A 15097-nucleotide genomic window follows, 5' to 3' on the forward strand; every position below is an offset into this window, starting at 1 on the left:
AAATATAATGAATACCCCTGTCAAATAGCTGTAAAGCACCTCTTGAAGGTCTTAAGTTATCAACAAAAACTGTGGAAAAATGACCTCCCTTTGCACGCAATCCGTGTGCATCCCATTCGTGATGTTTTTGAGTAAGATTTTTATCAAATCCTATTTTTACAATCAAAATATATTTATATGATTATCAAATTAAAGTTTCATTAAATATTGATTTACTGATTTTTGGATAAAATATTTCAGATTTTTTCAATTAATCTTATGTTTGTCAGAATTTAAACACAAACTATATATCATGAAAAAAATCTCATTAATGCTCGTAGCTATCATCGGCTTTGTTTTTGCCGGTATTGCTCAAGACGGAACACAAACGGACAAAGGAAGTTGGCTCGTTGAAGCCAACACAGGTTTTGGTGGTGGCGAAACCGGTTTGGCCCATACGGCCAATACCAGTGTAAGGCTTACTTCTATTGGAGATACCACTATTTGGGGCATCGGCGGCGAAGGAGGCTATTTTTTTGCGGACAACTTTGCCGCCAAATTGGGACTGGGCTATTCCGATTTTGACGGAACCTCTGTTTTTACCTATAAAATTGGCGGAAAGTACTATGTGGACAGCACCATTCCTTTTCAGGTCGACATTACAGGTTCTAGCGTCCAAGATTCTTCCGTAAACCCGCTTTGGTTAGGGCTACAGGGCGGATATGCAATATTCGTGGGAGAGCAAATAAGTATTGAACCCGGCCTACGCTATAATCTAAGTCTTAACGAAGATTATACGGACGAGGGGATATTGGAATTTCGCATTGGTTTTGCCCTACATTTCTAGATTGCTCCACCTCCAGAACGTAGCACTAAAAAGCCCCTTGGATAAGGGGCTTTTCGGACTAATTAAAAAATGAAACATTTAATTTACTGCTTCATTACGTTTGGTTGGTTTAAACTGGGGGTTATTTCACATATGCATCGGTATGGACCTTGGCCACTGCCCTTCCCGATGGGTCGTTCATATTCTTGAAGGCCTCGTCCCATTCCAGCGCAATCTTGGTGCTGCATGCCACGGAAGGTTCTTGGGGAACACTTAGCGCTGCGGCATCTGATGGAAAATGACTTTCAAAAATTGAACGATAATAATATTCTTCTTTAGAGGTCGGTGTCTGGATTGGAAACTTGAAGTGCGCATTTTTCAATTGCTCATCAGTAATTTCCTCGGCAACCAAGGCCTTCAAGGTATCTATCCAACTATATCCAACGCCATCCGAAAATTGTTCTTTCTGTCTCCAGGCTACGCTTTCCGGCAAATAATCTTCGAACGCTTTGCGCACCACCCACTTCTCCATACGCTCTCCATTGATCATTTTATCTTTTGGGTTGATGCTCATTGCCACATCCATAAACTCTTTGTCCAGGAAAGGTACTCTTCCTTCGATACCCCAAGCTGCCAATGATTTGTTGGCCCTAAGACAATCGTACATGTGTAGTTTGTCCAGTTTTCTGACGGTCTCCTCATGAAAATCCTTTGGACTCGGCGCTTTGTGGAAATACAGGTATCCTCCGAACAATTCATCGGCACCCTCTCCCGAAAGGACCATCTTGATTCCCATCGATTTGATTACCCTTGCCATTAAATACATAGGAGTTGAGGCTCTTATGGTTGTAATATCGTAAGTTTCTAGATTATATACAACATCTTTTATGGCATCCAGACCTTCTTGGATGGTAAATTTTATTTCGTGGTGTACTGTTCCGATATGATCTGCCACTTTTTGGGCGGCTGCCAAATCGGGGGAACCCTCCAATCCTACGGAGAACGAATGCAACTGTGGCCACCAAGCATCGGCGGTATCACCGGATTCAATCCGTTTTTGGGAATATTTTTTGGCTATGGCAGAAGTTACCGAAGAATCCAATCCACCAGACAGCAATACGCCATAGGGCACATCGGACATCAACTGACGGTGAACCGCCGCCTCTAAGGCATCCTTTATTTTTTTAATACTGGTCTCATTTTCCTTTACCGCATCATATTCCATCCAATCACGCTTGTACCATCTTACAAATTCACCATCGGAACTATGCATGTAATGTCCCGGAGGAAACAGTTGGATTTTGGAACAGGTTCCCTCCAAGGCTTTCAATTCCGAAGCAACATAAAAGGTTCCGTTCTTGTCCCAGCCAATATATAAGGGAATAATCCCCATATGGTCACGGGCGATGAAATACTCGTCCTTTTCGGAATCATACAGGGCAAAACCAAATATTCCGTTCATTTCATCAATAAAGTCGACGCCCTTCTCCTGATAAAGTGCCAATATAACCTCACAATCGGACTGCGTCTTGAACGTATATTTTCCTTCAAACTGTTTTCTTAGTTTTTGATGATTATAAATTTCACCGTTGGCGGCCAATACCAATTTACCATCTGCACTGAACAAGGGTTGTTTTCCCGAAGCGGGATCCACGATCGCCAATCTTTCATGAGCCATGATCGCCTTTTCATCGGAATAAATACCACTCCAATCCGGCCCGCGGTGCCTTACCTTTTTCGACATCTCCAACAATTGGGGCCTAAGTACCTCGGTACTTTCTTTCACATCAAATGCGCATACAATACCACACATAAAAATATATTTAATAACAATTTTGAAACAAAAATGGATTTTAGTATTTATAAATAAAAGTCTTTTTGTTTAAAAGATAACAATACGTAACTTTAAATTTAAAATAAACACTGAACTGTAATTCAATTTTAAAATTATACCGATACCTTGCACGCTTTGTAAGGTTATTTAATTTTTCCGTCTGTATATTAGACAATTATTAATTAACTAGTTTTGAAAAGAACTTAAATCACAATCATGAAGAAATTAACAGTATTACTATTAGTGCTTTGTACCAGTTTGGCATTCACCACGGAAGCTACGGCCCAAAAATTCAGTGGGCTTGACAAGAGCCCTGCGGACATTGCTTATTATCCAGCCAGTTCTAAGGAAACCGCCAAAGCAGCCCGCGTTATTTATAGCCGTCCACAATTAAAAGGACGTAGCTTGGCCGAATTGGCTCCTGTAGGTAAGGTTTGGAGAACAGGTGCCAACGAAGCTACAGAAATTACATTTTATAAGGATGCTACAGTTGGTGGAAAAACCATTAAAGCTGGTTCTTACTCTTTATTTACTATTCCAGGTGAAGATGAATGGACTGTAATCTTGAACAACAATCTTCACCAATGGGGAGCCTATTCCTACGACAGCGACGCTGACGTGGTTCGTGCTATCGCCAAAGCTTCTACCGATAGCGATGAATTGGAAGCTTTTGGAATGGCTTTTGACGATGATGGAAACTTGGTCATGGGGTGGGGAACCACTAGGGCCACTTTGCCTATCAGTTACTAGAAAATTTTAGTTTTAAAATAGGAAAGCCCCTTTTTGGGGCTTTTTTTATTTTTCATCAACTCCAAAATATTTTACTCCACTTTCTTTTGATTTTCTCAAATAGCTTTCAAGAATTCTTTGGTCCTTTGGTAGAAGTCGGGGGCCAGAAATGAAATTAATGTCCTTATCTTTCTTATGAACTAAAACGTAAAATCCATCACCTTCCTTTAGTGCTAAATCGACATCCATTTCCTTTCCCAACAAAATGGTATCTGATTCGAGATTGTATGCATAATAAATGTTGTATTTGTTCGATCTTCCACGTGCATAAATCGGTGTTCTAGTAATTTTAGTTACTATTCCAGGCACTAAAACAAAATCCTTCTTATTAAAATCTTCATATTTTGGCTGCTGTTCTTGATTACAACTAGCAATAACAAGAAAGTTTACAATAAAAGAAAAGGTAACACATAAGTTTTTTGAGAGATTCCTCACTTTTTCAGAATGACGAAAGAACATTACTATTTCTTTTGGACGCCGCCCAAGAAAACGTGCTCTGCGGTTACGTTGGGAAGCTCTTCGGAAGGTATCGTCATAATGTCATTGCTTAGTATCACAAAGTCCGCGAATTTACCGGGCTCAATACTGCCTTTTTCATCTTCCTCAAAATTGGAATATGCGGCCCAGATAGTCATTCCCTTCAAGGTTTCTTCCCTGCTCAAGGCATTCTCCATTTGAAAACCACCTTCAGGATATTGTTCAAGGTCTTGGCGTGCCACGGCCGCGTAGAAGGTCAAAAACGGATTTACCTGCTCCACGGGGAAGTCGGTGCCCAACGCCACCAACCCTGCTTTCTCCAATAAATCTTTATAGGCATACGCACCTTTTACTCGTTCCGTGCCCAATCTATCCCCTGCCCAGTACATATCGCTAGTAGCATGGGTGGGCTGAACGGATGGGATAATGCCATTCTCAAAATAATCGAAATCGGATTGCGAAATTACCTGTGCGTGCTCCACTTTCCATCTACGGTCCGTTTTGCCCTCCAACGCTTTTTCATAGGCCCGAAGCACTACAATGTTCGCGGAATCCCCAATAGCGTGGGTGTTCATTTGGTAATCGGTGGCCGCAATACGTTGTGCCAAGGCCTCAATCTGGTCCACTGGCGTTACCATGGCCCCAAAATGGCCAGGCTTATCAGAATATGGCTCTCGTAAAGCAGCCCCCCTTGAACCCAAGGCACCATCACCATAGACCTTTACCGAGCGCACGTTAAGTCCATCTGTTTTGATGATGCCCTTCTCCAAAAAGTAGTCCAGATTTTCTGGATAGTTGGATACCATAGCATACACCCGAATGGACATTTCACCAGCCTGTTGCAGACTATCTATCAACTCTATGATATCCCTTGACAAACCAGCATCGTTCACTGTGGTCAAACCATAATCGAGGGAAATGCGCTCCGCGTCCTTTAATGATTGTATTTTTTGTGCAAGACTTGGTTTCGGAATCACATCATCAATCAATCTCATTGGGCCATCTACCAATACTCCGGTAATATTGGTGTCTTCATCTAATACAATTTCACCTCCTTCAACAAATGTATACTCCGTAATTCCAGCTAAATTAAGTGCCGCTTGGTTAACCAGATAGGCATGACCATCAATACGCTCCAATGCCACAGGGGTATCGGGGAACAATTCATCCAGTTTGTCCTTGGTAGGGAACTCTTTCACTTCCCAATCGTTCTGGTCCCATCCCCTTCCCAAAATAAAGGTTGATGGTCGTTCTTTTTGAAAAGCCACTACCCTTTCCACAACTTCATCAAAACTTTGGGTACCTACCAAATCCACCACTTGCTGGTTCTGTCCCAATCCATAAAAATGGCAATGGGCATCGATAAGACCTGGAACGATGGTCTTGCCTTCGGCATCGAACTGCTCCGGTGCATTATATTTTTTTGAAATTTCATCGGAATCGCCAATGGCAACAAATTTCCCATCTTTGATGGCTATACTTGAAGCCTTGGAAAAATCATCGTCTACCGTATAGATGTTTGCATTGGTTACGATAAGGTCAACTTCTTCTTTAGTGGTGCACGAAAGGGCTAGAAGGCCAATGGTAAGCAATAGGAACTTTTTCATTTCTGATGGTTTCCATCAAAAATAGAAAAAGCAGTGAAATGTTTAGGGGTTTTCGTCCTCAAACTCTGTCATCACAAATTCCACCCTTCTGTTTTTTCTTCGGGCTTCTTCGGTAAGTGTGGTATCTAAGGGCCTGCTGTCGCCAAAACCTTTTGAACTGATCCTACTTTTATCCAATCCCAAGCCTATAAGATATTGGGCCACGGTACGGGCACGTTCTCGCGAAAGCACATCGTTGTAGGCTTCAGAACCAAGGTCATCGGTATGTCCGTTTATGGAAACCTTTAAATTGGGATTTCGTTTTAAATGCTCGTAAACATCACGAAGGCTCTGCTCTGCTTTTGGCTGAAGATCGAATCGGTCAAAGTTAAAATTGACATGGTCCAGAACATAAACCTCGTTGGTTTTGTACTCGGGTCCCAGGTAAGTCAGCGAAATATCATCAACATAATAATAGGAATAGCCTTCCTCGCCTTTTGTTGTCTTGTCGAAGCTCAGGTAAGCTGAACCTGAATTGCTTTTGAAGTTGCCAAGAATCAAATGGTTCTCAAAGCCCTTGGCAACCATATCAAAAGTGAGCTCCATCCAATTTTGCTTATCCTGATAATATCCGGAAACGGGAAATTGTTTGATATGGGTAGTCCGGGACGCCATGGTCGAGAGATCGCCGTGCGAAAGTTCCCTTTTGGTGTAAACAGAAAGCGGCTTTTCGGAGAAAAGTGCGGCCATGTCCATTACCGCTCCATCGGATTTTTCGGAAAGGCTCAAAAACAAGGTCAACCGGTATCGACTGCCTTTTTGCAAGGTCTCCTTTAAAGGAACTTGGATATATTCTCGATAATCACGGGGCGCAAACAAATATAAACCGGCATAGCCTGCACCTTCATAAGGTTCTTGCTTCCCCTTAAAGTTCATGGGGACACCGAGCTTGGTTCGGCTGCATTCGTTAAAATAATCAGTAGTGCCCAAGGTCGGAGCGCTCCAGTATTTGGCATCCTTGTTAAGGTTACTCATTTTGACGGGACAGGAAACAAATTCTTCAAAGCCTCCGTTCTGGACCAAGTTTTGCCCAAACCCAAAGGAGAAAATCATCAAAAAAAGATGAACAAATATGGTATGTTTTGTTCTGTACCGCATTATTTCCATCAAAACGGGAACAGCCAACTATTGGAACATCAATGAGTTGACTGAAAATAATGAACGGTATTTTTAACAATTTATTGCCAGAGCACTTATCCCCTAAAAATCAAACTTATAGGATACCCCTGCCAAGGCCTGAAATCCTTGTACCCGAAAATTGGCCCAACGTTGGTAATTGTTGCTGGCAATATTGGAGGCTTTCACGAAAATGGAGAGTTGCTCGTTAAATCGATATCCCAAATGTGCATTCGCATCCAAAAACCCATCCAACGTTACCTGCTGGAATTGCAGTTCGGAATCAAGCGGGTCGACTTGGGACAACAAATCATCCCTTTCTCCTACGTAGAACAAATTAGCTCCCATGTACCATTGATCGGAAATCTGATAATCCATAAACAAGGAACCTTTGATAGATGGCAAGTTCCATGCAGGATTGTCGGTTTCGGTATCATAATCATAGAATTCCGCATTGACACCAAGCGAGAAATTACGGTTCACATCTACGTTTATCTCTCCAAAAACGCCCAATGTCTTTACGTCATCATAAAATACTTGAAAGGAATTGCCGTAGTAATAGCTCTTTTCGTCATCTCTGGATGTATTGATGGGATTATGGAAAAACAAGGGCTTCCTGTTTTCCGCCATATACGAACCTTTGATGTTATATCCCACATTGGAAGTCAACTGACCTTTTAGTCCCAGATATCCTTCGTATTGTTGGTCGGTCGGAACAATGTCCAAAGTAGGCGAAACGTATGGGTTGTCACCCACAAAATCGTGATACGAATTTTGCTTCAACTCCCCTTCTATTCCACCGTAGGCGATTACATTTTCGTCCATCACACGGTACGACGCCGTTACAGCGGGATAGATATAAAAGTTGTTCTCGCTGTTTTCCATATCCAATCCGTAAACGATATTGGCGCCCAAGTTCAATGTAAGATCATCGCGTAAGATCAACAGGCTTGGCGTTACCCCTGCCTGTAGATTACTGTAATTTTTCTCTCCTTCATTGGCCCCTTCCGTGAGAGATCCATTTTGAAAACTACCGCCCACATAATCGACCTTAGCGGAAATCGTAATCAATTCCTCGGTAATGGGCAGTTCAAAAGTTGGATTAATCACCGCACGGTTCTCGGCAGATTCGACCGCATCCCAAAAACGCCTCAACAAAAGGGTTCCACTTTTAAAAGGGGAATCTTCCGTATTAAAATGGGCCTTGGCCTCCGCGTTGAAATAGTTTTGCGTTTCATCCATGGCATTGATCTCATCCTCACTGAACAACTCATTTTGGATGCCGTACCAATTATAAAGCTGGTGCTGCAAGCCTATTGCCGCGCCCCAATCCATATAACGGTCCTTTTTGGCATAGGAAGCATTCAACTTGGTATCATAGAAATCGGTTTCCAAAGGTGTAGAGTCCAAATCCCCACGGGACGAGTTATGGGTCAGACCAAAATCCAACAGGTCCTCTCCCCTATTGAATTCTCGGCTTGTGTAAAAATCAACCAAAGCATTGTTGTAATTGCCCAACCCGATTGATGCATAGGAATTGTACAAGGTGGGTGGTGGAGTTTTTTCCACTCCCGAAGCTTTTCCCTTTGCCGGGGTAAAGGTGGATGCCACGGGCACCGAGAATATGCTGTAATTGATTTTCTTTTTTTGAAGGACAATGGAATCGTTCAAACTGGGAGACGATTTTATCTTAAAGGCATCCGAAACGGTCGGGGAATACGGTTTTACCACCGTTACCGTTTCCGTACCAATGTTATCCTCTTCCTGGGCGATAACCATTCCGCAAAGGCTCAAAAAAAGTAATGAAAATATATAGGTTCTCTTTTGCATTTTGTGTCTCGTTTAGTTTTCGTTGGGGTCTACGGATGAATTGCTCTCAGCTTCCTTGGCCTTGATGGTGGCCAGCTCACTTTTGGCATCCGAAACGATTTCCTCAAATTCGGCGAAATTGGAAATGACACTTTCCAAAATATAGGTAGCCTGAAAGGCGTCTCCCAGATTGTAGAAGTTTTTGGCCATGATCACCAAGCCTTTTCCTGCCCATTCCTTGTAGGCCGCATAGTCCTTGGCCAATTTTTGAACGGACTCGTTGGAGGCTTCAAAATCCTGTTCCTTGTTCTTAAAATAGGCATCGTAGTACCAAGCTTCTGCCGCCAATTCTCCAGAGGCAATTTGTTTTACATCTTGGTAAGCAGTTTTAGCTAAGTTCTCATTGTTCGTAGCGATGGCCGAACGTGCAATCATAATCTGCGCATCACTTTTGATACGGTCATCGATTTTGGGAGCGTTCAACACTTTTTCGGCATAGGCAATGGTCTGCGAGTAATCCTTTTGTCCGTAATAGCCTTTCATCAGGTTGGACTGGGCAAAGGTTTTGTTTTCAGAAATATCGGCCGTACTTTCCAATCGCTTCAAATAGGGAATGGCATTTTTATAGTCTTGCTTTTCTAGATAAATCTCGCAAACACGGGTCAGGGCCTGTTCAGTGTATTCACCGTTTCCTCCATCGGCCACCGCCTTGTATTTTGGCAAGGCCTTATCTTTTTCCCCATTGGCAAAATACAATTGTGCCAGGGCGAAATTCGCATTCTGGGCGTGCAATCCATTAGGGAATTGCTTCAAGTAATCTTCATATCCGCGTATGGCCGCTGGCGTTTTGCCCTCGATTTGTTTTCTCTCAGCGGATTCAAAACTGGCATTGTCCAATTCGGAGTCGGTCACCTCTACAAAATCCAAATTTCTGGCCCAAGCGGCGTATTCGCTCACCCGACCTTCGTCCACGTAGACCAATTTGGCCGTGGCAACCGCTTGTTTGGCCTCTTGGGTGTTCGGATATTTTTGAACCACCTCTTTTAACTTCTCCAAAGCTTGTTGGTTTCGACTGGAATTATAGTACACCAAGCCTGAACGCAGCAATCCACGCGGGGCGTATTTACTACCAGAGTACTCATCCACTATACGATCGTAGGTCTGAAGGCCCAAACTTTCCTGGTTATTGTTGATATAGGAATTTCCAAGTTCAAAAAGGGCATCGTCCCGTAATGATGATGTTGGGAACATGGTCAAAAATTCGTTTAATCCATCGATTTTTGCCGAATTGTTTCCCAGAAAACCATCACAAAGCGTTTTTTGGAAAGCCGCATAGTCGCGCTCGGGACCGTTCATCTTTGATGAAGTCTCATAGGCCTTCTTCGCCAATTGATAGTTGCTGTTTACAAAATAGCTATCGCCCAAGCGCAAGTAACCATCATTATTTCTTTGGTCATCAATGGCATTGGAGCTTACCACATTCTGAAAATAGGATATGGCATTGTTGTAGTCTTTCAGTTTAAAGTAGGAGTACCCTAAATTATAATCCAGTTGTTCATATTCCGGAAGCGACTTGGCCGCCGGAGCGTTCTGGAACCTCACAAAATCGACCAGGGCTTCTTCAAAACGGTTCAACCTATAGGCCGATTCCGCTTTCCAATACAGTGCACGGGCCTCAAAAGTAGGATTCGCAGCACTTTTTAAGGATTTATCGAATCGTTCCCACGCGCCTTCGTAATCGCCATCAATAAAAAGTTCCACCCCACGGTAATACGCTACTTTTTGGTAGGTTTCCTTGCTGGCGTAGTTTTGATTTGCCTCCAAAAGTTCCATCGCCCCTTCAAAATTTCGAGAGGTAATGTAAGAGTCCACCAAAAGTTCTTGGATTTCCATTTGATGCTCATCCTTTGGATACTTTTCCAAATAGGTGGTCAACACCTGAGGAACGGGCTCGTAGGCATTGCCGATTTCATAGCTCAAACGGGCATAGTTCAACCAGGCATCTTTTTGAATCTCTGGACTGAACTCCATCTGTGAAGCATTTCGGAACGCATTCAGGGCTTCTGATTTTTTGTCCAACTTTAAATAGCATTCGGCCAAATGGTAGTAAGCATTTTGGGAAACGGCATTACTTCCCCCAATAATTTTATTGAACTGTTGAATGGCTTTTTGGTAATCGCCCAATTTGTAATAGCTATATCCCAACAAATAATAATCGGTGTTGTTCCATTTTCCACGTTTGCCCCTGTATTCTTCCAAATAAGGAATGGCCTCTGCATATTGTTCCAAATTGAAATAGCTCTCACCAATGATCTTGTTCAATTCGGAAACTTCCTCTCGATTGGACTTGGGCAATTGTTTTTTGGCCAGTTCAATGGCCTCTTGGAACTTACCCAGCTTAAAATTGAGGTCAGCTTGATAATACGTCAACTTTTCATCGAGCAGCTCTGGATCGCGGATTTGGTCGAACCGAGCACTTGCAGAATTGTAATCGTCCTGCTCATAGGCAATATATCCCAAATAATATTTGGCCTGCGAGCCGTATTTCTGGGAGGTGGTGACCTTGTTCAGATAGCGTTCGGCCTCTTGCGGACGCTTGGACGCGTACAAAGCATAACCGTTATTAAAGTTAAAACGGTCGCGCTCCGAGTAGGGCATCGAATTTTCATCCACTTTTTTGTACCATTTTAAGGCATATGGATATTTTCCTGTTTCAAAATAGTAGTCGGCAACGTCCAAAAAAGCAGAGTTCCTTTTGGTGGAAGTGGGGTAACGTTCCACAAAATCCTCCATCATTTTATCTGCTCCGCGCTGATTTAAACGAATGGCAGCATTGGCAGCATAATAGGCACTATTGGCCTCGGTCTCGTAGTCCTTGGTGCTTGCTTTTACAGATTCAAAAATGTTCTGGGCCGCCTGGTATTGCTCATTGTTATAGAGCGCCAGGGCATCTTGATAAGCCTTGTTTTCGTGGGTATAAATTTTGGTTTCTTGGGCTGAAGCCACAAAAAAAGTTCCCAAAACCATGGGAATATAAAAGAAGAGTTTTCGATTCATAGTGTTCTACGCTGTTCTCGATTGACATTATCCATAACGTCAAAATTAGGGCCAAAGTATATTTTAAAATGTCATTTGCCGAAATTTACGAAGCTATGCTTGATTTATAGGTACTAAATGTTAATTTTACCCCTGTGCCGAAAAACCTCATCGGCAGCTTTGATTCCAAAACCTCAACATAAAGGCCTTTTTTGGCTTTAGAACTCAAGAAAGGACTGCCCTGCGGCTTAGTCCCATTGTTTAATTAATTGAATGTTGAGATGTCTTACTTAATTATTATTTCCATTCTGATCTTATTGTTCTGTGTTTTCCTGTACAATAACTTAATCAGCAAAAAAAACAAGGTAGAAGAATCTTATAGCAGTATCGATGTAATGCTAAAAAAGAGAACCGACCTAATTCCACAACTCATCAATACCGTTAAAGGCTCCATACAGCACGAACGGGAAACCTTGATGGAACTTACCCAGCTAAGGGAAAAAATATTGGCAAAGGACACCCGACCCGAGGAACGGTTCCAATTGGAAAGTCAATTGGGGATTATGTTGGGGAAATTGCAAGTTCGTGCCGAAGCCTACCCAGATCTAAAGGCGAACCAAAACTTTCTTTTGCTGCAATCCAGCCTCAATGAAGTCGAAGAACAACTATCCGCAGCCCGAAGAGCCTACAACGCCGCCGTAAATTCGTTCAACGATGCCATTGAAATGTTCCCATCGAACCTAATGGGAAAAATGATGCACTACTCCAAAAGACCCTTGTTCACCATTAAGGAAGAGGAAAGAAGTGTCCCAAAAATTTCATTCAACTAACCACAAATGGTCGATTTAAACAAAATCAGGGATGAGGTATATCCGCTCCTAATTAAAGCAGAACACATCCGAAGGAAACATCTTTTTTATCAAAAGATGTTTTCAGTTTTAATGTCACTAATGATTTTTGGTTTTTTGCTTTTGCCTATGGTCACCTACTTTAACAATGTCGGTTTTAGTAAATGGATTGCCAATGTTACCCAAGGAAGCTCATGGAACCCTTTTCAACTAATAGCGATAGTATATTGGGTGCTCTTTTTCATTACTATGGTTGCCTCCTATACCACCAAAAATAAGTACAGGACAATCGAAAGAGAAATATTGAAGATGGCCTTGGATAAAATGGTACCCGAATTCAAATTTGACTTCAAAAAACAGATTTCTCCCAAACTAATTGAAGAAAGTAAACTACTCCCTTCCTACGCACAAGTGAAAAAGAATAAACAGAGTAGTTATAATCTTCACTTTGGAACTTTATCCGGAAAAGTGGGCGACACCCAGATTGCCATGGGCGATGTCAATATCATCAACCAAGGGCTCTACAGTTCCTTTTTAATGTACATTCCTTTGTTCCCCTACCTCAACTTCGCCTATAACTATATCAGACCTTGGTTTTCCAAACACCATTCTAACGAGAATATGGGAAGTAGTTTCGTTGGAATGTTTGCCGTGGTCGATTTTAATAAAAAGTTCAATGGACATACCATTGTTTTACCCGATGCCATGGAAAAAAGAGTGGGATATCTTGCTAAAAACCTACAAAATTTGAATGCTGCAAGAGGTGAACTTGTAGTGCTAGAAGATACGGAGTTTGAAAATGATTTTATGGTATACAGTACCGATCAGGTCGAGGCACGGTATATCCTATCCACTTCTCTAATGGAAAGAATAACCCGTTTAAAAAGAAAGATCGATAAACCCATCATGCTCTCATTCAACAAAAACAAATTGTATTTGGGGATACAGCATCCATATGGTTTCCTTTGCTTAAACAAAAAAGAGAGTTTATTAAAATCAGATGTTTTTGAGAAAGTTTATGAGGATATTCATGCCGCCATTGGCATTGTGGAAGATTTAAACCTGAATACAAGAATCTGGAAGAACGAACCGATGAAAGTTTCAAAATAAATTTGGGATTAACCTTTTATTTTGATGCCGCTTAGTATATTTTCAAATACTTTTGTGTAAGCTGTTGAAATAAAATTATGCCCGAAACCATTGTCAATTTAAAAGATGTAGCCGTATTCCAAGACGAGAACTTGGTGCTCAACCACGTGGACCTCGAAGTAAAAAAAGGGGAATTCGTTTATGTGATAGGCAAAACAGGAAGTGGAAAAAGTAGCTTCATGAAGACTTTGTACGCTGACCTTCCCTTGAAACAAGGTTCGGGAGAAGTTGTGGATTTCAACCTAAAAACGCTCCGAGAAAAAGACATTCCTTACTTACGCAGAAAATTGGGCATCGTTTTTCAAGATTTTAAATTGTTGCCCGATCGCAATGTAAACAACAACCTTAAGTTCGTCCTTAAAGCCACCGGATGGACCGACCCCAAGAAAATGGACGATAAAATCGAGGAGGTATTGAACAAAGTCGGTATGAAGACGAAGGGTTTTAAATTCCCGCACGAACTTTCCGGGGGCGAACAACAGCGAATTGCCATAGCGCGTGCCCTGCTGAACGACCCTGAACTTATCTTGGCCGATGAACCTACCGGAAATTTAGATCCCCAAACCAGCGTCGAAGTAATGAAGGTGCTACAGGACATTAATCAAAATGGCAGGACCATTATTATGGCCACCCACGATTATGCCCTTATCTTAAAATACCCCCATAAGACCTTAAAATGTGATGGCAGTAAGGTTTTCGAAGTGATTCAGAAGGCGATCTGATTACCCCCTTTTGCCCCATACTCCCATTCATTTTCGTAACAATTCCTTGGTCAGCAAAAGTTTTTGTTACTTTGCTTAAACTAATATTGATTCCTGTATATGGAAATTCTTGGTATTGATATAGGTGGTTCGGGCATCAAAGGTGCTCTTGTGAACGCCGAAACTGGAGAAATGTTGACAGAACGTTTCCGAATCCCAACCCCGAAATCGAAAAAACCCGACGATATGGCCAAGGTAGTGGCCGAGATCGTGGAACATTTTAACTATACCGGCCCTGTTGGCTGCGGATTCCCTTCCATCGTCAAAAACGGAGTTTGCAAATCCCCTGGAAACCTAGACCCAAGCTGGGTCGGCGTAAATATCGACGAATTATTCACTGAACATACCGGACAGGAATTCACAGTGCTCAACGATGCGGATGCCGCCGGATATGCAGCAATGAACTACGGTATAGGAAAAGGTAAGAATGGTCTGGTCATCATGATCACCATTGGAACCGGACTTGGGAGCGGAGCTTTCTACAACGGTGTGCTTATCCCAAATTTTGAATTGGGACAGATTCCCTATAAAAAGTACAAGAAAATTGAAAAGTGGGCGGCTGCCTCTGCCAAGGAAAGAGAGAACCTAAGCTATAAAAAATGGGGCAAGCGTTTTAATAAATTCCTCAAATTGGTGGAATTGATTGTATGCCCGGACCTCATTATTGTAGGAGGGGGCACCTCAAAAGATTGGGAAGAATTTAGCCACCGTATTAATATTGAAACCGATGTGATCAAGGCGGAGCTTATGAACCACGCCGGTATTATTGGAGCTGCCGTAGCATGTTTACGGGAACAGCACCACGGACATCTGCACTAATTTTTGGG

Annotated in this window: 12 protein-coding genes; 6 read left to right on the forward strand and 6 right to left on the reverse strand. The window is 42.3% G+C overall.

Translation table 11 applies throughout. The features are described 5' to 3' along the window. Positions 1 to 292 precede the first annotated feature (292 nt). Complete coding sequence (locus tag SD449_RS15005) at positions 293 to 826, forward strand: hypothetical protein (RefSeq protein ID WP_318311692.1); 534 nt, start codon at positions 293 to 295, stop codon at positions 824 to 826. 121 nt (positions 827 to 947) lie between these two features. On the opposite strand, the gene asnB is transcribed toward SD449_RS15005, so the two are convergent. Continuing rightward, positions 948 to 2618 carry an asparagine synthase B gene (asnB, locus tag SD449_RS15010; RefSeq protein ID WP_318311693.1) on the reverse strand — a complete coding sequence of 557 codons (1671 nt, stop codon included), beginning with the start codon at positions 2616 to 2618 and terminating at the stop codon, positions 948 to 950. Positions 2619 to 2855: 237 nt separating this feature from the next. On the opposite strand from asnB, the gene SD449_RS15015 reads away from it, so the two are divergent. Next, positions 2856 to 3389 (forward strand): DUF2911 domain-containing protein, encoded by a 534-nt coding sequence (locus tag SD449_RS15015; RefSeq protein ID WP_318311694.1) that lies wholly within the window; start codon positions 2856 to 2858, stop codon positions 3387 to 3389. Positions 3390 to 3434: 45 nt separating this feature from the next. On the opposite strand, the gene SD449_RS15020 is transcribed toward SD449_RS15015, so the two are convergent. The 5 genes from SD449_RS15020 to SD449_RS15040 form a co-directional block, all read right to left on the reverse strand. Beyond that, entirely contained in the window at positions 3435 to 3863 is a 429-nt protein-coding gene (locus SD449_RS15020) for a hypothetical protein (RefSeq protein WP_318311695.1), read from the reverse strand. Between the two features lie 26 nt (positions 3864 to 3889). Next, positions 3890 to 5512, reverse strand: coding sequence for an amidohydrolase (locus SD449_RS15025; protein ID WP_318311696.1), 1623 nt, complete (start codon positions 5510 to 5512; stop codon positions 3890 to 3892). A gap of 42 nt (positions 5513 to 5554) precedes the next feature. Further along, complete coding sequence (locus SD449_RS15030) at positions 5555 to 6649, reverse strand: OmpA family protein (RefSeq protein ID WP_318311697.1); 1095 nt, start codon at positions 6647 to 6649, stop codon at positions 5555 to 5557. Between the two features lie 102 nt (positions 6650 to 6751). Further along, positions 6752 to 8497 (reverse strand): TonB-dependent receptor, encoded by a 1746-nt coding sequence (locus SD449_RS15035; protein ID WP_318311698.1) that lies wholly within the window; start codon positions 8495 to 8497, stop codon positions 6752 to 6754. 12 nt (positions 8498 to 8509) lie between these two features. After that, complete coding sequence (locus SD449_RS15040; protein ID WP_318311700.1) at positions 8510 to 11533, reverse strand: tetratricopeptide repeat protein; 3024 nt, start codon at positions 11531 to 11533, stop codon at positions 8510 to 8512. Between the two features lie 260 nt (positions 11534 to 11793). On the opposite strand from SD449_RS15040, the gene SD449_RS15045 reads away from it, so the two are divergent. The 4 genes from SD449_RS15045 to ppgK all read left to right on the forward strand — a co-directional run bounded on the left by SD449_RS15045 (position 11794) and on the right by ppgK (position 15089). Next, positions 11794 to 12342 carry a LemA family protein gene (locus SD449_RS15045; protein WP_318311701.1) on the forward strand — a complete coding sequence of 183 codons (549 nt, stop codon included), beginning with the start codon at positions 11794 to 11796 and terminating at the stop codon, positions 12340 to 12342. Between the two features lie 6 nt (positions 12343 to 12348). Next, positions 12349 to 13470, forward strand: a complete 1122-nt coding sequence (locus SD449_RS15050; protein ID WP_318311703.1) for a DUF3137 domain-containing protein — start codon at positions 12349 to 12351, stop codon at positions 13468 to 13470. A gap of 77 nt (positions 13471 to 13547) precedes the next feature. Next, positions 13548 to 14231 carry a cell division ATP-binding protein FtsE gene (locus tag SD449_RS15055; RefSeq protein ID WP_318311705.1) on the forward strand — a complete coding sequence of 228 codons (684 nt, stop codon included), beginning with the start codon at positions 13548 to 13550 and terminating at the stop codon, positions 14229 to 14231. A gap of 99 nt (positions 14232 to 14330) precedes the next feature. Continuing rightward, positions 14331 to 15089, forward strand: coding sequence for a polyphosphate--glucose phosphotransferase (gene ppgK, locus SD449_RS15060; RefSeq protein ID WP_318311707.1), 759 nt, complete (start codon positions 14331 to 14333; stop codon positions 15087 to 15089). Positions 15090 to 15097 lie beyond the last annotated feature (8 nt).

The sequence above is a fragment of the Flagellimonas crocea genome, assembly GCF_033441595.1.
GTDB lineage: Bacteria > Bacteroidota > Bacteroidia > Flavobacteriales > Flavobacteriaceae > Flagellimonas > Flagellimonas crocea.

Coding starts and splice junctions, on each gene's coding strand:
- SD449_RS15005 (WP_318311692.1), top strand. CDS start 293: ATGAAAAAAATCTCATTAATGCTCGTAGCTATCATCGGCTTTGTTTTT.
- asnB (WP_318311693.1), bottom strand. CDS start 2,618: ATGTGTGGTATTGTATGCGCATTTGATGTGAAAGAAAGTACCGAGGTA.
- SD449_RS15015 (WP_318311694.1), top strand. CDS start 2,856: ATGAAGAAATTAACAGTATTACTATTAGTGCTTTGTACCAGTTTGGCA.
- SD449_RS15025 (WP_318311696.1), bottom strand. CDS start 5,512: ATGAAAAAGTTCCTATTGCTTACCATTGGCCTTCTAGCCCTTTCGTGC.
- SD449_RS15030 (WP_318311697.1), bottom strand. CDS start 6,649: ATGCGGTACAGAACAAAACATACCATATTTGTTCATCTTTTTTTGATG.
- SD449_RS15035 (WP_318311698.1), bottom strand. CDS start 8,497: ATGCAAAAGAGAACCTATATATTTTCATTACTTTTTTTGAGCCTTTGC.
- SD449_RS15040 (WP_318311700.1), bottom strand. CDS start 11,533: ATGAATCGAAAACTCTTCTTTTATATTCCCATGGTTTTGGGAACTTTT.
- SD449_RS15045 (WP_318311701.1), top strand. CDS start 11,794: ATGTCTTACTTAATTATTATTTCCATTCTGATCTTATTGTTCTGTGTT.
- SD449_RS15050 (WP_318311703.1), top strand. CDS start 12,349: ATGGTCGATTTAAACAAAATCAGGGATGAGGTATATCCGCTCCTAATT.
- SD449_RS15055 (WP_318311705.1), top strand. CDS start 13,548: ATGCCCGAAACCATTGTCAATTTAAAAGATGTAGCCGTATTCCAAGAC.
- ppgK (WP_318311707.1), top strand. CDS start 14,331: ATGGAAATTCTTGGTATTGATATAGGTGGTTCGGGCATCAAAGGTGCT.